This is a genomic window from Streptomyces sp. NPDC001544 (assembly GCF_042894285.1).
In the GTDB taxonomy this organism is placed as follows: Bacteria; Actinomycetota; Actinomycetes; order Streptomycetales; family Streptomycetaceae; genus Streptomyces.
In genome coordinates, this window is the sequence record NZ_JBIAVN010000012.1 from 212,265 (window position 1) to 232,839 (window position 20,575).

14 protein-coding genes, 1 tRNA gene and 1 rRNA gene are annotated in these 20,575 nt (G+C 70.2%); 3 read left to right on the forward strand and 13 right to left on the reverse strand.

Annotated elements, in window-relative coordinates; translation table 11 throughout:
- The first annotated feature begins 40 nt into the window (after positions 1–40).
- Positions 41–886 (forward strand): DNA-formamidopyrimidine glycosylase family protein, encoded by an 846-nt coding sequence (locus ACFY0F_RS27760; RefSeq protein WP_388799782.1) that lies wholly within the window; start codon positions 41–43, stop codon positions 884–886.
- Positions 887–918: 32 nt separating this feature from the next.
- On the forward strand, positions 919–1,683 hold the full coding sequence (locus ACFY0F_RS27765) for an SDR family NAD(P)-dependent oxidoreductase (RefSeq protein WP_388799785.1): 765 nt from the start codon (positions 919–921) through the stop codon (positions 1,681–1,683).
- Here the strand turns inward: ACFY0F_RS27765 and ACFY0F_RS27770 are convergent.
- The 10 genes from ACFY0F_RS27770 to ACFY0F_RS27815 form a co-directional block, all read right to left on the reverse strand.
- Complete coding sequence (locus tag ACFY0F_RS27770; protein WP_388799788.1) at positions 1,631–1,858, reverse strand: hypothetical protein; 228 nt, start codon at positions 1,856–1,858, stop codon at positions 1,631–1,633. The two genes, ACFY0F_RS27765 and ACFY0F_RS27770, sit on opposite strands and share 53 nt — an antisense overlap.
- A 7-nt stretch (positions 1,859–1,865) precedes the next feature.
- A complete protein-coding gene (locus ACFY0F_RS27775; RefSeq protein ID WP_388799791.1) occupies positions 1,866–2,336 on the reverse strand; it encodes a Dps family protein in 471 nt (156 codons plus the stop codon).
- Between the two features lie 152 nt (positions 2,337–2,488).
- Positions 2,489–2,863, reverse strand: coding sequence for a helix-turn-helix domain-containing protein (locus ACFY0F_RS27780; protein ID WP_388799794.1), 375 nt, complete (start codon positions 2,861–2,863; stop codon positions 2,489–2,491).
- 109 nt (positions 2,864–2,972) lie between these two features.
- Positions 2,973–3,518, reverse strand: a complete 546-nt coding sequence (locus ACFY0F_RS27785; protein WP_388799796.1) for a CinA family protein — start codon at positions 3,516–3,518, stop codon at positions 2,973–2,975.
- On the reverse strand, positions 3,515–4,288 hold the full coding sequence (gene pgsA / locus ACFY0F_RS27790) for a CDP-diacylglycerol--glycerol-3-phosphate 3-phosphatidyltransferase (RefSeq protein WP_388799799.1): 774 nt from the start codon (positions 4,286–4,288) through the stop codon (positions 3,515–3,517). The genes ACFY0F_RS27785 and pgsA overlap by 4 nt, the downstream gene beginning before the upstream one ends.
- Positions 4,285–5,757: a 30S ribosomal protein S12 methylthiotransferase RimO gene (gene rimO / locus ACFY0F_RS27795; RefSeq protein WP_388799802.1), complete on the reverse strand. Its 1,473-nt coding sequence runs from the start codon at positions 5,755–5,757 to the stop codon at positions 4,285–4,287. The genes pgsA and rimO overlap by 4 nt, the downstream gene beginning before the upstream one ends.
- Positions 5,758–5,862: 105 nt before the next feature.
- On the reverse strand, positions 5,863–6,705 hold the full coding sequence (locus ACFY0F_RS27800; RefSeq protein ID WP_388799804.1) for a helix-turn-helix domain-containing protein: 843 nt from the start codon (positions 6,703–6,705) through the stop codon (positions 5,863–5,865).
- 296 nt (positions 6,706–7,001) lie between these two features.
- A complete protein-coding gene (locus tag ACFY0F_RS27805) occupies positions 7,002–9,779 on the reverse strand; it encodes a DNA translocase FtsK (RefSeq protein ID WP_388799807.1) in 2,778 nt (925 codons plus the stop codon).
- A 123-nt stretch (positions 9,780–9,902) separates the two neighbouring features.
- On the reverse strand, positions 9,903–10,589 hold the full coding sequence (locus tag ACFY0F_RS27810; RefSeq protein ID WP_388799810.1) for a two-component system response regulator: 687 nt from the start codon (positions 10,587–10,589) through the stop codon (positions 9,903–9,905).
- 306 nt (positions 10,590–10,895) lie between these two features.
- Positions 10,896–16,355 (reverse strand): HAMP domain-containing protein, encoded by a 5,460-nt coding sequence (locus ACFY0F_RS27815; RefSeq protein ID WP_388799813.1) that lies wholly within the window; start codon positions 16,353–16,355, stop codon positions 10,896–10,898.
- A gap of 379 nt (positions 16,356–16,734) precedes the next feature.
- On the opposite strand from ACFY0F_RS27815, the gene ACFY0F_RS27820 reads away from it, so the two are divergent.
- Positions 16,735–19,491 carry a SpoIIE family protein phosphatase gene (locus tag ACFY0F_RS27820; protein WP_388799816.1) on the forward strand — a complete coding sequence of 919 codons (2,757 nt, stop codon included), beginning with the start codon at positions 16,735–16,737 and terminating at the stop codon, positions 19,489–19,491.
- A gap of 49 nt (positions 19,492–19,540) precedes the next feature.
- Here ACFY0F_RS27820 and ACFY0F_RS27825 read toward each other — a convergent pair.
- The 3 genes from ACFY0F_RS27825 to rrf all read right to left on the reverse strand — a co-directional run.
- Positions 19,541–19,616 (reverse strand) — tRNA-Thr (locus tag ACFY0F_RS27825).
- 96 nt (positions 19,617–19,712) lie between these two features.
- Positions 19,713–20,375 (reverse strand): DegT/DnrJ/EryC1/StrS family aminotransferase, encoded by a 663-nt coding sequence (locus tag ACFY0F_RS27830; protein ID WP_388799828.1) that lies wholly within the window; start codon positions 20,373–20,375, stop codon positions 19,713–19,715.
- A 114-nt stretch (positions 20,376–20,489) separates the two neighbouring features.
- Positions 20,490–20,575 (reverse strand): 5S ribosomal RNA (gene rrf / locus ACFY0F_RS27835); the annotation flags it as partial.

The following is a 20,575-nucleotide window of genomic DNA, read 5'->3' on the forward strand; positions in this document are numbered from 1 at the left end:
CACCCCGCCGCGCATCACCCCACCGTGGCACCCTTGACGCATGCCCGAAGGTGACACGGTCTGGCAGGCCGCGCAGCGGCTGCACGGCGCGCTGGCGGGCAAGGTGCTGACCCGCAGCGACTTCCGGGTGCCGAAGTACGCCACGGTCGATCTCGTCGGCCGGACCGTCCTGAGCACGGTGCCGCGAGGCAAGCACCTGCTCACCCGGTTCGAGGGCGGTCTGACGCTTCACACGCATCTGCGTATGGAGGGCGCCTGGAAGGTGTACGGTCCGGACGAGCGCTGGCGGGGCGGCCCCGCGCACCAGATCCGGGCCGTCCTGGGCACCGCCGATCACGCGGCCGTCGGCTACCGCCTCCCGGTCCTGGAGTTCCTGCGCACCTCGGAGGAGGAGCGCGTGGTCGGCCACCTCGGCCCCGATCTGCTCGGCCCGGACTGGGACGGCGAACGCGCCCTGACCAACCTGCTCACGGACCCCGCCCGGCCGCTCGGCGAGGCCCTGCTCGACCAGCGCAATCTCGCCGGCATCGGCAACGTCTACAAGAGCGAGCTCTGCTTTCTGCTGGGCGTCACCCCGTGGCTGCCCGTCGGGGCGCTCCCCGCGGACCGTGCGGCCCGGCTGCCCGTCCTCGCCAAGAAGCTCCTCGAGACCAACCGCGACCGCCCGGTCCGGCAGACCACCGACCTCCACCGGTACGACCTGTTCGTGTACGGCCGAGCCCCCCGTCCCTGCCTGCGCTGCCGCACACCGGTCCGTGTGGCCGACCAGGGGGACGGCTCCCAGGAACGCCCCACCTACTGGTGCCCCACCTGCCAGCGGGGCCCGGCCCCCGCGCCGGGAGCACCGCAGAAGTGGCGGGACCGCTATCGCCGCACACCCAATTGACGACCCGTCAGATACGCTCGTACCGTCGACGCATGCCAGTCAAGGCGTACGACCTCACGGGACGCACCGCATTCGTCACCGGCGCCGCCAGTGGCATCGGCCGGGCCTCGGCCGTCCTGCTCGCCGAGGCGGGGGCGACGGTGCACTGCGCCGACCGGGACGCGCAGGGCCTGCAGGGGACGGCGGCCCTCATCGAGGACCGCGGCGGCAGCGTCCGTACCCACCTCGTCGACGTCACCGACCGCGCCGCGCTCGGGGAGGCGGTTGCCTCCTGCGATCGGCTGGACGTGATGGCGGCCATCGCCGGAATCATGCACAGGAGCCTGGTCCTCGACACCCGGGACGAGGACCTCGACCGGGTGCTGGACGTCAACTTCAAGGGTGTGCTGTACGCCTGCCAGGCGGCGGGCCGGCTGATGCTCGCCCGGAAGATCCGGGGCAGCATCATCACCATGGCCTCGGGTGCCATCGACACCGGCGGGAAGGAACTGCTCTGCTACGGCGCGGCGAAGGCGGCCGTGGTCCAGCTGACCAAGACGCTGGCGACCGAGATCGGTCCGTACGGCATCCGCGTCAACGCGGTCGCCCCGGGCTGGATCCGCACGCCCATGACCATCCCGCACGACGACCCGACACAGCGGCACCCCGAGTCGCTGATGAGCCACATGTCGCCGCTGCGCCGGGTCGGCAAGGCCGATGACGTCGCCCACGCCGTGCTGTACCTGGCGTCCGACGCCTCTTCCTTCACGACGGGCCAGATCCTGCGTCCGAACGGCGGGGTCGCGATGCCCTGGTGAGGTGTCCCGCCCTGGGGGCACAGTGCACCGGCAGCAGGCTCAGCCCCCATCCCCCGGTGACGACCGTCCCCTCGGCCACGCCCCCGTCTCCCAGGGTGAGCCGCACCACGGCCCACCACCACAACACCGCTCCGGAGCCCAGGAGGACCGCCCGGCGCGCGTACCAACGGCTCACCGACCGCTCACGCGTTCTCGGCCTGGAACATCCAGTGGTGCTTCTCGAGGTCCGCGGTGATGGCGATGAAGATGTCCTGAGACACCGGATCCGGGTCCCCGGTCGCCGCCACCCGGCCCCGCATGCGCGTGATCACCGCGCCGAGCGCGTCCACGAGCGTCCGCACCGCGTCCGCGTCCTTGACCCAGCCCGAGGGCGCCGCCTCGATGCCGCTGCCGGCGGCCACGGTCGCCGCGCGCCCGTCGGGCGGGACGCCCAGTGTCGACGCCCGTTCCGCCACGGTGTCGGAGTGGATCCGGGCGGAGTCGACGACCTCGTCGAGCTGCAGATGGACGGAACGGAACCTGGGACCGACGATGTTCCAGTGGACCTGCTTGGCGATCAGCGCCAGGTCCACCAGATCCACGAGTGCGCCCTGCAACGCCTCCGCCACGGTCTTCAGGTCCGCGTCGGACAGCGGGCTCTTTACGACGGACATGCGCACCCTCCGATGCCTCGGCCCTGTCACGTCCCTCCACGATGAACGCGTCGGCGGGTACCGGCAAACGGAGTCAGGCGCACGAAGACCCCGGCCGGGTCCCTCCGGGTCACCTCGGAGACAGCCCCGGCCGGGGCCTCGCACGTGTCGCGTCAGGCGGCGACGACATCCACCGCCTCGGCGGGCGCCTTGATCGTCACCCGTTCCGGTGGCACACCGGTCACCGACACGGAACCCAGCATCGGACGAACCGGCGTGGGCACGTGCTCGGTGGCCGCGGCAGACCGGGCAAGCTCGGCGAGGGCGAGCTCGTCGCTCACTTCCCGCATGAGCTCGGACATCCGTACGTCCAGCGCGTCGCAGATGGCGGAGAGCAGTTCGGAGGAAGCCTCCTTCTGCCCCCGCTCCACCTCGGAGAGATAGCCGAGCGAGACTCGGGCGGACGAGGAGACTTCGCGCAGAGTACGGCCCTGGCGCTGGCGCTGCCGACGCAGCACGTCACCCAGCAGGCGACGGAGCAGAATCATCGGTGGCTCCCTCCTCGGACCGCGTAGCCGCATCCTTCTCGCCCCACCGTACCGCCTCGCGCCGCGGCCGTGCGGGGAGCGATGTCGTGTTCACTCAGGGCTGCAAACATCAAAACCCCCCGTTCCGTTCCGTATCCTGTGCCCGCTCATTCCCATTGTGTTCGCCCGCAAGCCGCTCCAGGAGCAGTGCGAGTACGCTCCGTACACTCTCCATACGGATTTCCGCACGGTTGCCGTTCAACCTCAGAGCCGCGACTTTTCCGCCACCGGCAGAACCGGAACCGGTGCCGAACGGCCCCTCCACGGCCACGAAGACCGTGCCGACAGGTTGCCCGTCCTGCGGGTCCGGGCCGGCGACTCCGGTCGTCGCCAGCCCCCAGTCGGCGCCCAGTGCCTTCCGCACTCCGGCCGCCATCTGGGCCGCGACCTGCGCGTCCACCGCCCCTCGGTGGGCCAGCAGAGTGGCGTCGACACCCAGCAGCCCGTGCTTCAGGTCGGTGGCGTAGGCGGTGATCGAACCGCGGAACACCTTGGACGCCCCGGGGACGGTCGTGATCTCCGCCGCGACCAGGCCACCGGTCAGCGACTCGGCGACGGCGACCGTCTCGCCCCTCACCGTCAGTAGTCGCACCACTTCAGTGGCCGGCGAACTCACGCTTCCGACTCCTCCAACGCCGCCCGTCGCTCGGCGATTCCCCGCCGACGCAGCACAATGGCCTGTCTCACATAGTCGAGACCGGTCACAACGGTCAGAACGACCGCCACGGCCATCACCCAGAACCTCATGGTGGCCAGCCACCCCGTCAGCGCCAGCACGTACATGCCCACGGCCACGCCCTGGGTGAGGGTCTTCAGCTTGCCGCCCCGGCTCGCCGGAATGACGCCGTAGCGAATGACCAGAAAACGCAGCAGCGTGATGCCGAGTTCCCGGCCGAGGATGACCGCCGTCACCCACCACGGCAGATCACCCAGCCCCGAGAGACAGATCAGCGCCGCCCCCATGATCGCCTTGTCGGCGATGGGGTCGGCGATCTTCCCGAAGTCGGTGACGAGGTTGTACGTGCGCGCCAGGTGACCGTCGAACAGGTCGGTGATCATGGCGATGGCGAAGGCCGCCCAGGCCAGCGAGCGCCATGCCGGGTCGTACCCCCCGTCGGCCAGCATCAGGGCCACGAAGCCGGGCACGAGCAGCAGCCGGAGCATCGTCAGCAGATTGGCGACGTTCCAGACGCTGGCCTGGTTGACGGCCGCGGCCGCCAGCTTCCCGCCCCGGGCCGACTTGGCCCCGCCCTGCGCACCGCCCACGCTGCCGGAAGCAGCCGTTCCGGAGCCCGGGCCGGCCGCCGCACCGGGAGTGCCGGCGGAGCCCGCGGCGCCCTGCGCGCCGGAGGAGCCGCCCGCGGCGGACGCCGGGACTCCGGTCATCTCCCCGCCTCCTCGGTACACGCGAGCGAGCCGTCCAGCGGCTCGGCCACCAGGTCGACACCTTCCGTACCGACCACCTTCGCCTCGACCATACGGCCGACGCTCAGACCCGCGCCGTTCGTGAGCAGCACCTGGCCGTCCGTCTCCGGGGCCTGGTGGGCCGCACGCCCGTACACGCCCTCCTCCTCGTCCACGGACTCCACGAGGACCCGCACCGTCTCGCCGACGCGCTCCTCGGCCCGCTGCGAGACCAGTTCCTCGGCCAGCCGGGAGATGTGCGCCAGCCGCTCGGCGACGACGTCCTCGTCGAGCTTGTGCTCGTAGCCGGCCGCTTCCGTGCCCTCCTCGTCGGAGTAGCCGAAGACGCCGATGGCGTCCAGCCGCGCGCAGTTCAGGAAACGCTCCAGCTCGGCCAGGTCCGCCTCGGACTCGCCGGGGAAGCCCACGATGAAGTTCGAGCGCACGCCGGCCTCGGGGGCCTTGCTCCGGATGGTGTCGAGCAGCTCCAGGAAGCGGTCCGTGTCACCGAAGCGCCGCATCGCGCGGAGCACGACGGGCGCGGAGTGCTGGAAGGAGAGGTCGAAGTAGGGGGCGACCTTGGGGGTGGAGGTCAGCACGTCGATCAGGCCCGGGCGCATCTCGGCCGGCTGCAGGTAGCTGACGCGCACCCGTTCGATTCCGGCGACATCCGCCAGCTCGGGCAGGAGGGACTCCAGCAGACGGATGTCGCCCAGGTCCTTGCCGTAAGAGGTGTTGTTCTCGGAGACCAGCATGATCTCCTTGACGCCCTGCTCGGCCAGCCACCGCGTCTCGTTCAGCACATCGCTCGGGCGCCGGGAGACGAAGGAGCCGCGGAAGGACGGGATGGCGCAGAAGGAGCAGCGCCGGTCGCAGCCGGAGGCGAGCTTCACCGAGGCGACCGGGGAGCCGTCCAGACGGCGGCGCAGGGGCGCGCGGGGCCCCGACTGCGGGGCCAGTCCCTCCGGCAGGTCGGCGGGGGCGCCGTGCCCGGGCAGGGCCACGTCGGTCGCCGACTGCCGCTCGGCCGGGCTGATCGGCAGCAGCTTGCGCCGGTCGCGCGGGGTGTGGGCGGCGTGGATGCCGCCGGACAGGATGGTCTGCAGGCGGCCGGAGATGTCCGCGTAGTCGTCGAAGCCGAGCACACCGTCGGCCTCGGGGAGGGCCTCGGCGAGCTCCTTGCCGTACCGCTCGGCCATGCAGCCCACCGCCACGACGGCCTGGGTTCTGCCGTGGTCCTTGAGGTCGTTGGCCTCCAGGAGGGCGTCGACGGAGTCCTTCTTGGCGGCCTCGACGAAGCCACAGGTGTTGACCACGGCGACATCCGCGTCCGCGGCGTCCTCGACGAGCTGCCAGCCGTCCGCCTCCAAACGGCCTGCGAGCTCCTCCGAGTCCACCTCGTTACGGGCGCAGCCGAGAGTGACTAGTGCGACGGTACGGCGTTCAGGCATGGGCTCAAGAGTACTTCGTCCCGCTGACACCCCACGTCGACGGGGTTGGCCGATCCCGGCCAACCCCGTACGCGAACTCTTCTTCGGGCCCCTCGCGCCCCGCGCCTAGCCGACCTCGGGGTCGCCCTTGGTGTACGTCAGCCGCTCCACCGCGCCGGGCTGGAAGTCGTCCTCGATCTTCTTGCCGTTGACGTAGAGCTGGATGGCGCCGGCGTCACCCAGAATGAGGTTGACCTTGGAGCTGTCCTGGAAGGTCTTGGACTCGCCCTTCTTCAGGAGCCCGTCGAAGAGCATGCGGCCGTTGTGGTCCTTGGCCGAGATCCAGCTGCGTCCGTCCACGGCGCTGACCTGGACGGTCACCTTGTCCTGGGGGGCGGCCGCGATCGCGCTGTCGGACGGCAAGGGCTTGTGGGCGGTGTGCGTGTCCTTCTTCGGGGTGGGCGACTCGGCCTTGCCGGTGGCGGTCGTGGCCCCGTCGGCGACCTGGGCCTTGGCGTCGTTGCGGGAGTCGCTGCCCCTGAACGCCGTGAACCCGACGAAGCCGATCACCACGACGATCGCGGCGACCATGGCCGCGGTCCAGTTCGGTCCGCGCCGCTCGGGGCGGATACGTTCCGCCTCGAACAGCGGGGCGGCCGGGGTCGGGGCGGGGCGCCCGCCGTGCTCCGCGTCGAACCGGGCCAGCAGGGGGGCGGGATCGAGGCGGACGGCCCTGGCCAGAGTACGGATGTGCCCGCGGGCGTACACGTCGCCGCCGCAGGGGGTGAAGTCGTCCGCCTCGATGGCGTGCACGATGGCGATGCGGACCCGGGTGGCACTGCTGACGTCGTCGACGGTGAGCCCGGCGGCGACGCGCGCCTGCCGCAGTGCGCGGCCGATGGAGGTGTGGGCTTCCGCGGAGACGTCGGAGAACGGACGCTCGTCTTCAGGGGAGTTGCCGATGGACACGGGGGCGCCTTTCGAGCGTTTAGCCACCTGTGCTGGAGATTCAGTCTAGGGCGGGTCAGAAAGGGTGGGGCAACCGGGCGGTAGGGCCATTTACGCCATCGGTATGGCCCGACACACCGACGACGGGCCAGACGCGGACCCCAGTCTGGAGCCCCCACCTGTCCTCTCGCTCAACTTGACGTGCGACAAAGGGAAACGGTTGCCCGCCGGTCTCTAACGGCTGGATCACGGCGATGCAGCCGTCCGGTCACTTCCCGGCCGCCGGACGACCCGCGTTCCTTTTGTAGGAGGAATCCCTACCCCTCAGACTCGCCGCGTATCACCGCGAGCACACCGTCCAGCTCATCGGGTTTCACCAGAACGTCACGCGCCTTGGAACCCTCGCTCGGCCCGACGATGTTCCGGGACTCCATGAGGTCCATCAGCCGGCCGGCCTTGGCGAAGCCGACGCGCAGCTTGCGCTGGAGCATGGAGGTCGAGCCGAACTGCGTGGAGACGACCAGTTCGGCCGCCTGGCACAGCAGGTCGAGGTCGTCGCCGATGTCCTCGTCGATCTCCTTCTTCTGCTTGGTGCCCACCGTGACGTCGTCCCGGAAGACGGGCGCCATCTGGTCCTTGCAGTGCTGGACGACGGCGGCGACCTCGGCCTCGGTGACGAAGGCGCCCTGCATACGGGTCGGCTTGTTCGCCCCCATGGGGAGGAAGAGGCCGTCGCCCTTGCCGATCAGCTTCTCGGCGCCCGGCTGGTCGAGGATGACCCGTGAGTCGGCGAGCGAGGAGGTGGCGAAGGCGAGCCGCGAAGGCACGTTCGCCTTGATGAGGCCTGTGACGACGTCGACCGACGGGCGCTGGGTGGCGAGCACCAGGTGGATGCCGGCCGCGCGCGCGAGCTGTGTGATGCGCACGATGGCGTCCTCGACGTCGCGCGGCGCGACCATCATAAGGTCGGCCAGCTCGTCGACGATCACCAGCAGGTACGGGTAGGGCTGGAGCTCCCGCTCGCTGCCCTCCGGCGGCTTGGCCTTCCCCTCGCGCACGGCGCGGTTGAAGTCGTCGATGTGCCGGTAGCCGTACGCGGCCAGGTCGTCGTAGCGCAGGTCCATCTCGCGTACGACCCACTGCAGCGCCTCGGCCGCCCGCTTGGGGTTGGTGATGATCGGCGTGATCAGGTGCGGGATGCCCTCGTAGGCGGTCAGCTCGACGCGTTTGGGGTCGACGAGGATCATCCGGACGTCCTCCGGGGTCGCCCGCATCATGATCGAGGTGATCAGGCAGTTGATGCAGGACGACTTGCCGGAGCCGGTGGCGCCGGCGACCAGCATGTGCGGCATCTTCGCCAGGGAGTGCATCACGTAGCCGCCTTCGACGTCCTTGCCGAAGGCGACCAGCATCGGGTCGTCGTCCTCCGCGGACTCCGCCAGGCGCAGCACGTCGCCGAGGTTGACCATCTCGCGGTCGGTGTTGGGGATCTCGATGCCGACCGCGGACTTGCCGGGGATGGGGCTGATGATCCGCACGTCGGGGCTGGCGACGGCGTACGCGATGTTCTTCGTCAGCGCGGTGATCCGCTCGACCTTCACGGCGGGGCCGAGCTCGACCTCGTAGCGGGTGACCGTCGGGCCGCGGGTGAAGCCGGTGACGGCCGCGTCGACCTTGAACTCGGTGAAGACGGTGGTGAGCGAGGCGACGATCGCGTCGTTGGCGGCGCTGCGCGCCTTGCCGGGGCCGCCGCGGGTGAGCAGGTCGAGGGAGGGCAGCGCGTAGGTGATGTCGCCGGAGAGCCGGAGCTGCTCGGCGCGCGCCGGCAGGTCGCGGGGCCGCTCGGGGGCCGCCTTGGTGAGGTCGGGGACCGCGCCGTCGGCGCGCTTGTCCTGCCCGGGGCGTGCGGCGGGGGCCGGGACGGGAGCCGTGGCCGGTTCCGGGGGCGGCGTGGGGGCCGGTACGGGCGTGGGCGCCGTGTCCTCCCGGTCGCCCACGCTGACGCCCTGGGTGAGGTCGGCGACGATCCGGGAGGGCGGCATGCCGTGCAGGACGGCGCCGTCGAGGTCGGCCGCGGCGGCGGCCGCGATGTCCACGGCGTCCAGCTGCCGGTCCATGGCGGGCTGCGGCACCGCGGAGCGCCTGGGGCGGCTCCGGCGCTTGGCGATGGCCTCCTCCTCGGCGCTGCCGGGGTCGTACCCCTGCGGGGCGCTCCGGCGCCCGCGGGGGCGCGCGGGCAGCGCCTCGCGCCACTGGTCGTCGTACCGCTGGTCGTCGTCGGTGAACTCGTCGAACTCGCCGAACTCGCCGCCGGCCGGATCGGACACCAGCCCCAGGCGTACGCCGAGCGCGCGCAGCCGCTGCGGGATGGCGTTGACCGGGGTGGCGGTGACCACGAGCAGCCCGAAGACCGTGAGCAGCACGAGCAGCGGAACGGCCAGGACGTCGGTCATGGCGTAGGTCAGCGGGGTCGCCGCGCCCCAGCCGATGAGGCCGCCGGCGTCCCGTATGGCCTGCATGCCGGCGCTGCGCGCGGGAGAGCCGCAGGCGATGTGGACCTGGCCCAGCACGCCGATGACGAGCGCGGACAGGCCGATGACGATCCGTCCGTTGGCCTCCGGCTGCTCCGGGTGCCGGATGAACCGCACGGCGATGACCGCGAGCAGTATCGGCACGAGCAGATCGAGGCGGCCGAAGGCGCCGGTCACCAGGATCTCCACGAGGTCCCCTACAGGGCCGCGCAGATCGGCCCAGGTGCCGGCGGCGACGATCAGCGCCAGGGCGAGCAGCAGCAGCGCGACGCCGTCCTTGCGGTGGGCCGGGTCGAGGTTCCTGGCGCCCTGCCCTATGCCGCGGAAGACGGCGCCGACGGCGTGCGCCAGGCCGAGCCAGAGGGCGCGCACCAGCCGGTAGACGCCCCCGGTGGGACTGGGGGCCGGCTTCGGCGCGGGCACGGCCTTCCTCGCCACGGCCTTCCTGGCGGGCGCCTTCTTGGCCGGGGCCTTCTTCGCGGCGGCCTTCTTCGCCGGTGCCTTCGCCGGAGCGGCCGCCTTCCTGGCGGGCTGCTTCTTGGCTGCGGAGGGACGTGAGGCCATGGATGTGAGATTACCGGGGGAGACGACAGCGGACACGTGTGCCCACAGCTTCACCCGTTCGTGTCGTCCTTGGGTCAACCCGGAACTGACGCTCGCTCATCGGTGACCGCGCCCGCCGCAGGGTCAGTTCTGCGACGGCATGGAGGCGCTGCCGCCGCCCGTGCCCGGCTCGAGAGCGTCGAGTGCGCGGCGCAACCCCGTCAGTTTCCGTTCGAGATGGGCCGCGGTGGCCACCGCGGCCGCGTCCGCCGACTCGTCGTCGAGCTGCTTGGACAGGGCCTCGGCCTGCTCCTCGACGGCCGCCAGCCGGGCGGACAGTTCGGCGAGGAGCCCGGCCGACTCCTTGCCGCCGCCGACGACGCTCTTGCCGTTGCCGCCCTCCAACTGGAGCCGCAGCAGCGCCGCCTGTTCCCGGAGCTGGCAGTTCTTCATGTACAGCTCGACGAAAACGGAGACCTTCGCGCGCAGCACCCAGGGATCGAACGGCTTCGAGATGTAGTCCACCGCGCCGGCCGCGTACCCCCGGAAGGTGTGGTGCGGGCCGTGGTTGATGGCGGTGAGGAAGATGATCGGGATGTCCCGGGTCCGCTCTCGCCGCTTGATGTGCGCCGCGGTTTCGAAACCGTCCATTCCTGGCATCTGGACGTCCAGCAGAATGACCGCGAAATCGTCCGTGAGCAGTGCTTTGAGCGCTTCCTCCCCGGACGATGCCCGCACCAGCGTCTGATCGAGCGCAGAGAGGATGGCCTCCAGCGCCAGCAGATTCTCCGGCCGGTCATCGACCAGGAGGATCTTGGCCTTCTGCACCATGGCCCGCCCTCCTCGCCCCGGCGGTACACCGGGCGCCGCCCCAGGGGACGACTCCCTTTCGCCGCCCGTCCTTGTGCCGGTCATGGTAGCCGCACCCCGCCTGTCGCCACACCCTGTCACCGCGATGTCACTGTGCACGTAGCAGAAACGCGGCGGGAGACCAGAAGGTTCCCCGATTCCCGCACTTCCACACCCCTGCCGCCACCCTGCGACACCAACTCCCGATCCACGTCGAAGGTTCCCGGCACCTTCACCCGACTTTCACCCGAACCGGGCCGTCCCGGCCACCCGGCGACGGCCCCTCGCTCATTCCGTGCGCATCCACTGCTCCATCACGGCCAGCAGGTGATCGGGGTCGACCGGCTTCGTCACGTAGTCGGACGCGCCCGACTCGATCGCCTTCTCACGGTCGCCCTTCATCGCCTTGGCGGTCAGCGCGACGATCGGCAGCCCGGCGAACTGGGGCATCCGCCGGATCGCCGTGGTGGTCGCGTACCCGTCCATCTCGGGCATCATGATGTCCATCAGCACCACGGCCACGTCGTCGTGCTGCTCCAGGACCTCGATGCCCTCGCGGCCGTTCTCGGCGTACAGCACCGACAGGCCGTGCTGCTCCAGGACGCTGGTGAGCGCGAACACGTTCCGGATGTCGTCGTCGACGATCAGCACCTTCTCACCGCCGAACCGTACCGGCCGGTGCACCGGGTGCGAGGCCTCCTGCTGCTCCGCCACGGGCCAGTGCTCGGTGCGCTGCTCGGTCGCCGGAGCGCCCCGGCGACGGCGCCGGAAGAGCGCGGCGGCGCCGTTCTGGGTCTCGTGGTACGACTTCACCTCGGCCGGCGTCTCGACCTCCACCGCGGACAGCTCCAGGGAGTGGTTCTGGGAGGCGACCAGGTCGCCCGCCTCCAGCGCGGGCAGGGACTGCTGGTAGCCCTGCGGCGGCAGTTCGCTCGGGTGCAGCGGCAGATACAGCGTGAACGTCGAGCCGCGTCCCGGTTCGCTCTGTGCGTGGATCTCACCGCCGAGCAGCTGCGCGATCTCCCGCGAGATCGACAGCCCGAGGCCCGTACCGCCGTACTTGCGGCTGGTCGTGCCGTCCGCCTGCTTGAACGCCTCGAAGATCACCCGCATCTTGCTGGCCGCGATGCCGATGCCGGTGTCGGTCACGGAGAACGCGATCAGCGGCCCGGCCGGGTCGGTCAGCGACCCGGCCTCCAGCAGCTGCTCCCGGATCCCCAGCGGCACGTCCGCGCCGGCCGGCCGGATCACCAGCTCGACCGAGCCGGAGTCGGTGAACTTCACCGCGTTGGACAGCAGGTTCCGCAGCACCTGGAGCAGCCGCTGCTCGTCGGTGTGCAGGGTGGCGGGCAGCTCCGGCGAGACCCGCACGGACAGGTCGAGGCCCTTCTCGGCGGTCAGCGGCCGGAAGGTGGCCTCCACGTAGTCCACGAGCTGGACCAGCGCGATACGCGTCGGGGAGACGTCCATCTTGCCCGCCTCGACCTTCGACAGGTCGAGGATGTCGTTGATCAGCTGGAGCAGGTCGGAACCGGCCCCGTGGATGGTCTCGGCGAACTCCACCTGCTTCGGCGAGAGGTTCCCCTCGGCGTTGTCGGCGAGCAGCTTGGCCAGGATCAGCAGCGAGTTCAGCGGCGTGCGCAGCTCGTGCGACATGTTGGCCAGGAACTCGCTCTTGTAGCGCATGGACACCGCGAGCTGCTCGGCCCGCTCCTCCAGGACCTGCCGCGCCTCCTCGATCTCGGTGTTCTTCACCTCGATGTCGCGGTTCTGCTGGGCCAGCAGCTCGGCCTTCTCCTCGAGTTCGGCGTTGGAGGCCTGCAGCGCCTTCTGACGCTGCTCCAGCTCCTCCGACCGCAGCCGGAGTTGCTCGGTCAGCTCCTGCGACTGCCGCAGCAGCACCTCCGTCTTGGTGTTGACGGAGATGGTGTTGACGCTGGTCGCGATCATCTCGGCGATCTGGTTGAGGAAGTCCCGCTGGATCTGTGTGAACGGCGTGAAGGAGGCCAGCTCGATCACACCGAGCACCTTGCCCTCGAACAGCACCGGCAGCACGATCACCTGTGCGGGCGGCGCCTCACCGAGCCCGGAGGAGATCTTCAGGTAGCCGCTGGGGGCGTTCTCCACCAGGATCGTGCGCTTCTCCTCGGCGGCCGTCCCGATGAGCGCCTCACCGGGCTTGAACGACGTCGGCATGGACCCCATCGAGTAGCCGTACGAACCGAGCATCCGCAGCTCGTACTGGTCGTCGCTGTCGGCGGCGAGGTCCTTGCCGTCCAGGAGCGGCATGGCGACGAAGAACGCGCCGTGCTGCGCGGAGACCACCGGCGTCAGCTCGCTCATGATCAACGAGGCCACGTCCTCCAGATCGCGGCGCCCCTGCATCAGCGCCGAGATGCGGGCCAGATTGCCCTTGAGCCAGTCCTGCTCCTTGTTGGCGATGGTGGTGTCGCGCAGGTTGGCGATCATCTTGTTGATGTAGTCCTGCAGCTCCTGGATCTCGCCGGAGGCGTCGACGTCGATCTTCAGGTTCAGGTCGCCCCGGGTCACCGCCGTCGCCACGCGCGCGATGGCACGCACCTGCCGGGTCAGGTTCCCGGCCATCTCGTTCACGGACTCCGTCAGGTCCCGCCAGGTGCCGTCGACGTCACGCACGCGTGCCTGGCCGCCGAGCTGACCCTCCGTACCCACCTCACGGGCCACCCGGGTGACCTCCTCGGCGAAGCTGGACAGCTGGTCCACCATGGTGTTGATCGTCGTCTTGAGCTCGAGGATCTCGCCCCGGGCATCGATGTCGATCTTCTTGGTCAGGTCACCCTTGGCGATGGCCGTGGTGACCATGGCGATGTTGCGGACCTGACCGGTCAGGTTGGACGCCATCTGGTTCACCGACTCGGTCAGGTCCTTCCACGTACCGGCCACACCCGGCACCCGCGCCTGACCGCCGAGGATGCCGTCCGTGCCCACCTCGCGGGCCACCTTGGTGACCTGGTCGGCGAACGAGCTCAGCGTCTTGACCATCGTGTTGATCGTGTCGGCGAGCTGCGCGACCTCACCGCTCGCCTCGATCGTGACCTGCCGGGTCAGGTCGCCGTTGGCCACCGCGGCCGACACCTGCGAGATGTTGCGGACCTGCATGGTCAGGTTGTTGGCCATCAGGTTGACGTTGTCGCTGAGGTCCTTCCAGATGCCCGTCACGCCCGGCACCCGCGCCTGACCGCCGAGGATGCCCTCCGTACCCACCTCACGGGCCACCCGGGTCACCTGCTCGGCGAAGCTGGACAGCTGGTCGACCATGGTGTTGACGGTCGTGACCAGCTCGAGGATCTCACCCTTGGCGTCAACGGTGATCTTCTTCGACAGGTCGCCCTTGGCGACCGCCGTCGTGACCTCGGCGATGTTGCGCACCTGGATGGTCAGGTTGTTCGCCATGAAGTTCACGGACTGCGTGAGGTCCTTCCAGGTGCCCGCGACCCCCTGCACCTCCGCCTGGCCGCCGAGCATGCCCTCGGTGCCCACCTCACGGGCCACGCGCGTGACCTCCTGGGCGAACGACGACAGCTGGTCCACCATCGTGTTCAGGGTGTTCTTCAGCTCCAGGATCTCCCCGCGCGCGTCCACCGTGATCTTCTGCGACAGGTCACCCCGGGCCACCGCGGTCGCGACCTGGGCGATGTTGCGCACCTGGGCCGTGAGGTTGCCGGCCATGCCGTTCACCGAGTCGGTCAGGTCACGCCACACGCCCGCCACGCCGGGCACCTGCGCCTGACCGCCGAGCCGGCCGTCCGTACCCACCTCGCGGGCCACCTTGGTGACCTGGTCCGCGAAGGCGGAGAGCTGGTCGACCATCGTGTTGATGGTGTTCTTCAGCTCCAGGATCTCGCCGCGCGCGTCGACGTCGATCTTCTGCGACAGGTCACCCCGGGCCACCGCCGTCGTCACCTGGGCGATGTTGCGCACCTGCGAGGTCAGGTTCCCGGCCATCGAGTTGACGGAGTCGGTGAGCTCCTTCCACGTGCCCGAGACGCCGTCCACCCGCGCCTGACCGCCCAGACGGCCCTCGGTGCCCACGTCCCGCGCCATCCGCGTCACCTGGTCGGCGAAGCTCGACAGCTGGTCCACCATCGTGTTCACGGTGTTCTTCAGCTGGAGCATCTCGCCGGAGACGTCCACGGTGACCTTCTGCGACAGGTCACCGTTGGCCACCGCCGTCGTCACCTGGGCGATGTTGCGCACCTGACCGGTGAGGTTGCGGAACGCCGTGTTGACGGAGTCCGTCAGGTCCTTCCAGGTACCGGCCGCCCCCGGCACCTGCGCCTGACCGCCCAGCTCACCCTCGACACCGACCTCCCGCGCCACGCGCGTGACCTCGGCACCGAACGCCGACAGCTGGTCGACCATCCCGTTGACGGTGTTCTTCAGCTCCAGCATCTCGCCGGCCACGTCCACGGTGACCTTCTGCGACAGGTCGCCGTTGGCCACCGCCGTCGTCACGGCGGCGATGTCCCTCACCTGCGTGGTCAGATTCCGGAACACGGTGTTGACGGAGTCCGTCAGGTCCTTCCAGGTGCCCGCCGCGCCCGGCACGTTCGCCTGCCCGCCGAGCTGCCCCTCGGCCCCGACCTCGTTGGCCACCCGGGTGACCTCGTCGGCGAAGATCCGCAGCATCTCGGTCATCTGGTTGATCGTCTCGGCCAGCTGCGCGACCTCGCCGCGCGCGGGGACGGTCACCTTCTGCGACAGGTCACCGTTGGCCACGGCCGTGGTCACCTGGGAGATCCCACGCACCTGGGCGGTGAGACTGCCCGCCATGGTGTTGACGGAGTCGGTGAGCTCCTTCCACACACCGGCGACCCCGGGCACCTGCGCCTGCCCGCCCAGGATGCCCTCCGTACCCACCTCACGGGCGACCCGGGTCACCTCGGAGGAGAAGGAGGACAACTGCTCCACCATCGTGTTGACGGTGTTCTTCAGCTCCAGCATCTCGCCGGCCACGTGCACCGTGACCTTGCGGGACAGGTCACCGCGCGCGACGGCCGTGGTCACCAGCGCGATGTCGCGCACCTGGGCGGTGAGCCGGTTCGCCATCGTGTTGACGGACTCCGTCAGGTCCTTCCACGAACCCGACATACCGCGGACCCGGGCCTGACCGCCCAGCTTGCCCTCGGTGCCGACCTCGCTGGCCACCCGCGTGACCTCGTCGGTGAACGTCGACAGCTGATCGACCAGGTTGTTGACCGTCCGCCCGACCTTCAGGAACTCACCCCGCAGCGGATGACCGGTGCCCTCCGGCGCCTGCGTCCTGAGCTCCATCCGCGGCGAAAGATCACCCTCGGCGACCGCCGTCAGCACCCGGCTCACCTCGGAGACAGGCCGTACGAGGTCGTCCACCAGCGCGTTCGAAGCGTCGATGGCGACCGCCCAGGAGCCCTCGCAGGCCCCCGTCTCCAGCCGTTCGGTGAGCTTGCCCTCACGGCCCACCACGCGCCGCACCCGGGACAGCTCCCCCGTCAGGTGCATGTTCCGGTCGGCCACCTCGTTGAACACGGCCGCGATCTCGGACATCACGCCGTCCCCGGACACCGTGAGCCGCTTGCGGAAGTTGCCGTCCCGCATGGCCACGAGAGCCACGAGCAGCCGGTCCAGGGCGGCGGTGTCCACCTGAGTGGTCCCAGTCCGCCGCCTGCTCTGGGACGGTCCGCTCTTCGCGCGCGTGTTCGTGCTCCGCGTCGCTGCGCCAGACTCCACTGTGTCCCTCCCGCAGGGATCGACCGTTACTGCTGTGCTCGGGTGCTTCTGTACCGCACGCCGGTTACTGATGCGTGTTTCTGCCAGACGAGATCCGTCCGCACCAAGGGCTGCTGCCCTCCGTGCACGGAACGCACTCGGACTGACCGGACCTTCACCAGAAGCTTGCCCAGTGTTTCACCCCGGCCGAACCAGGCCATAACAGTTCGGCAGCTTCGCACATCGTCCGCACACTCTGGGGGCGTAATCACCGCCGACCGGCATCCGCACGGACCGCGAAGGTAAGTAACCTTGCATGCGGCTGTCCAGCCACCCCGGTTTCGTCCGGCCTGGGCGGTGGCACGAGAACGAGCGGGCATCGGAGGGGCGGCCGCAGACCATGACCACCGGACTGATCCCTGGGGGGCAGCCCCCGGACCCCCGGCCGACGGGCACGCGGATGCCGCATCAGCGCCGCGAGCCGGACGGTCCCGCACCCCTGCACGTCGACAACAGGTCGAGGAGTTCTGTGATCACCGCGCGCGCGGCCGCCAGCTTCGAGCCCGTCGGGCGATCGGTCGCGACCGCCCGGTCCTTCGTCCGCGACACCCTCCAGGGGTGGGGTTTCGCCGACATCGTTGACGACGCGGTGGTCCTCACCAGTGAACTGGTGACCAACGCGGTGGTGCACGCCGGTACCGCCGCGGACGTGCTGTGCCTGCGCACCGAGGACGGCGTGCGCATCGAGGTCGCCGACCGCTATCCGGAGCGCGAGGTACCCCTCCAGGGGCCGGCCGCCACCATGGGCAGCCCCGACCGGGAAGGCGGCCGCGGACTCCAGCTGTGCGCGGCCCTCGCCGCCCGCTGGGGCGTGGAGTACACGCCCACGTACAAGAACGTCTGGTTCCAGCTGGACCTGCCCGAACGCCCGGTCGGCACCCGTGCCGCCGGCCCTCCCCTGCCCGCGGACCTGCTCCCGCTGGCCGACGGCAGAGTCCGCGTCGCGGTCGTCCAGATCGACCGCAAGGGCTCCATCGCGGCCTGGAACGAGGACGCCGAGGAACTCTTCGGCCACCCCGCCGACCAGGTCACCGGCAGGCCGCTGACCGACTTCGCGGCCTGGCCGCACACCCCGGGCACCGGCACCGGCATCGCCGAGGCCCTCCAGCTCTCACGCTGGGAGGGCAGTTACGGCATCCGCTGCGCCGACGGCCGGGTGACCCCGGTGTACGCCTCCCATCTCCGGGTCCGCGACACGGGCGGCGAACCCTCCACGGTCTGCCTGCTGGTGCGGGACCACGAGCGCGCCGTCCTGCAGACGCCGTCCCGCATGCCCTCCTCCGATCCCGCACCGTCCGCCGACGGCCAGAGCACCGACCCCTTCGAGGTGTTCATCGGCTCCCCCGCGCCGGACGACCTGGACGGCCTTCTGCAGCGCACCGTGGAACGAGCCCGCGACATGCTCGACGGCGACGCGGCCTTCCTGCTGCTCGCCACCGACGACGAGACGGAGCTGGAGGTCCGCGCCTCCACCGGCCTGCCCTCCGCCCGCCAGCGCTTCGCCCGCGTCCCCGTGGAGGCGGGTCCGGGCCGCTACGGCTCGGCCCGCATGCCGGCCGTCCACGACGATCTCACCGCGGTACCCGGCGCCGTGCCCCTGCTGAACCACACGGGCATGCGCTCGGTCATCACGGTCCCGCTGAAGGTCGAGGGCCGCCTCACCGGCTCCCTGGGCGTCGCGGCGGAGGCCGCGGGCAGATACTCCAACGAGGAGGCGCTGCGGCTGCAGTTCGCCGCGGACCGGATCGCCCTGGCCGTCGAGTCGGCCCGTCTGGGCGAGTTGGAGCGGCTTCGCCGCGGTTCCCTGAGCTTCCTGGTGGAGGCCTCCGACCTGCTCGCCGGCACTCTGGACCGCGACCAGACACTCGCCCTGATGGCGCAGATGACGGTACCCAAGCTGGCCACCTGGTGCGCCGTCTACACCATCGCCGACCAGGCCTCCGAGCCGTACCTGTCGTACGTGCTGCACGAGGACGAGGAGCTCATCGACGGCATCAAGTCCCTGCTGTCGAAGATCTCTCCGCCCGACCCGGTGCCGACGCCGGGCGCCCGTGTCTGGTCGGCCCCCGGCGAGGTGGCCCACCAGGCGGCGCTGCGCAGCTCCATGCGCAGCCTCGGCCTGACCGGCGGTCCCACGTACCGCATGTCCTCGGGCATCGGCCCGACCCTGGCCACGGCCTCCGCGGTCGGCGGTGAGACGGTCGTCCTGCCGCTGGTCGCCCGCAACCGCGTCATCGGCATGCTCACGCTGGGCAAGCCCACCGACGAGCACTTCCGCCAAGAGATCCTGGAACTCGCCGAGGACCTGTCCCGCCGTGCCGCCCTCGCGCTGGACAACGCCCGCCTGTACTCGGAGCGCACGGCCATCAGCCAGGCGCTCCAGCGCAGCCTCCTGCCGCCGGGACAGCCGCACATCGAAGGCGTCGAGGTCGAGGTCATCTACCGCGCGGCCGGCGAGGGCAACGAGGTCGGCGGTGACTTCTACGACGTCTTCCCCATCGACGACGACACGTACGGCTTCGCCATCGGCGACGTCTGCGGTACGGGCCCGAACGCGGCGGCCGTCACGGGCCTGGCCCGGCACGCGCTGCGCCTGCTGGCGCGCGAGGGGCTGAGCGGTCCCGCGGTGCTGGAACGCCTGAACTCGGCGATCCTCGACGAGGGCGACCGCAGCCGCTTCCTGACGCTGCTGTACGGCGAGTTGCGGCCACGGGAGGACGGCAGCGCGGAGCTGAAGGTGGTCTGTGCCGGCCACCCGCTCCCGTTGCGCCTGCGCCAGGACGGCACGGTGGAGGCGGCGGCCGAACCCCAGCCCCTCCTCGGCGTCATCGAGGAACTCGACCTGTACGAGCAGACGTTCACCCTGGATCCCGGTGACGTCCTGCTGTGCGTGACCGACGGCGTGACGGAACGCCGCGAGGGCACCCGCATGTTGGGCGACGACGGTCTCGCCGAGGTCCTCACCACGTGCACGGGCCTCACGGCGGGTGCGGTGGCCGCACGGATCATGCGCGCGGTGGAGCGTTTCGCGTCCGACGCGCCGTCGGACGACATGGCCATCCTGGCGATGCGGGTCCCGGGCATTCACCCGGAGTAGACATGAAAAAGACCCCGCCCGAGAGGGCGGGGTCTTTTTCATGTTCTGGTGGAGCCCCCAAACGGAATCGAACCGTTGACCTTCTCCTTACCATGGAGACGCTCTGCCGACTGAGCTATAGGGGCCTGTCGCTTTCGAGGTTTCCCTCGCGGCAACGAAATAGATCATACCCCGGACAGACCCGAGTTCCCAAACTCGCCCACCGCCTGCTCACGGCCCGCTCAGAAGGCAGGCTGAAGCAGTCCTCCGAGAGCGTTGCAGGCGGACACGATCCGCTGCATGTCCCGCTTGGTCAACGAGGCGTCCACGGGCAGCGCGAGCGTCTCGTCCGAGGCCCGCTCGGTCTCCGGCAGAGCCACGCAGCGCCGGAACTCCGGCAGTCGGTGCACGGGCGTCTTCACGGGCAGCCGGCAGTCAACACCCTTGGCCCGTATGGCCCGAGCGAAGGCGTCGCGGTCCGGCCGGCCGTTGCCGGGAACCCGCACCACGTACTGCTGGTAGGTGTGCCCGTCACCGCCGTCGGGCGTGCGTACGCCCCTGAGCTTCGCGTCGAGGTAGGCGGCCCGCTCCCTGCGCTGGGCCACTTCGTCGTACGGTGCCTCGGACTCGGCCTGCTCCAGCACGAGCAGTCCGTGCCGTTGGCCGAGCGCGTGCAGCCTTGCGACATCCGCCCGTCGTCCGAAGCGATGGACGACAACGACCGCCGCGGTGCGGGGAGTTGTGGACGCCTCGACGGCCGAGGGGTCGAGGCAGTATGTCGCCGGATCTATGTCGGCGAACACCGGAAGCGCACCCGCCAGGGTCACGGCCTCGGCGACCTCGACGTTCCCGAACGCCGGTACGACGACCTCGTCACCGACTCCGACGCCGGCGGCCCTGAGCATTGCAGCAGTACCCATGACATGGATGCTGGTTGCGGAACGTTAACTTCAAGTGACGGACACCAAAAAAGGGTTGGTCCCCGAACCGAAGTTCAGGGACCAACCCTCTCAATATTTGTTCGGCGGTGTCCTACTCTCCCACAGGGTCCCCCCTGCAGTACCATCGGCGCTGTGAGGCTTAGCTTCCGGGTTCGGAATGTAAC

Coding starts and splice junctions, on each gene's coding strand:
- ACFY0F_RS27805 (WP_388799807.1), bottom strand. CDS start 9,779: ATGGCCTCACGTCCCTCCGCAGCCAAGAAGCAGCCCGCCAGGAAGGCG.
- ACFY0F_RS27780 (WP_388799794.1), bottom strand. CDS start 2,863: ATGATTCTGCTCCGTCGCCTGCTGGGTGACGTGCTGCGTCGGCAGCGC.
- ACFY0F_RS27820 (WP_388799816.1), top strand. CDS start 16,735: ATGACCACCGGACTGATCCCTGGGGGGCAGCCCCCGGACCCCCGGCCG.
- ACFY0F_RS27765 (WP_388799785.1), top strand. CDS start 919: ATGCCAGTCAAGGCGTACGACCTCACGGGACGCACCGCATTCGTCACC.
- pgsA (WP_388799799.1), bottom strand. CDS start 4,288: ATGACCGGAGTCCCGGCGTCCGCCGCGGGCGGCTCCTCCGGCGCGCAG.
- ACFY0F_RS27810 (WP_388799810.1), bottom strand. CDS start 10,589: ATGGTGCAGAAGGCCAAGATCCTCCTGGTCGATGACCGGCCGGAGAAT.
- rimO (WP_388799802.1), bottom strand. CDS start 5,757: ATGCCTGAACGCCGTACCGTCGCACTAGTCACTCTCGGCTGCGCCCGT.
- ACFY0F_RS27830 (WP_388799828.1), bottom strand. CDS start 20,375: ATGCTCAGGGCCGCCGGCGTCGGAGTCGGTGACGAGGTCGTCGTACCG.
- ACFY0F_RS27775 (WP_388799791.1), bottom strand. CDS start 2,336: ATGTCCGTCGTAAAGAGCCCGCTGTCCGACGCGGACCTGAAGACCGTG.
- ACFY0F_RS27760 (WP_388799782.1), top strand. CDS start 41: ATGCCCGAAGGTGACACGGTCTGGCAGGCCGCGCAGCGGCTGCACGGC.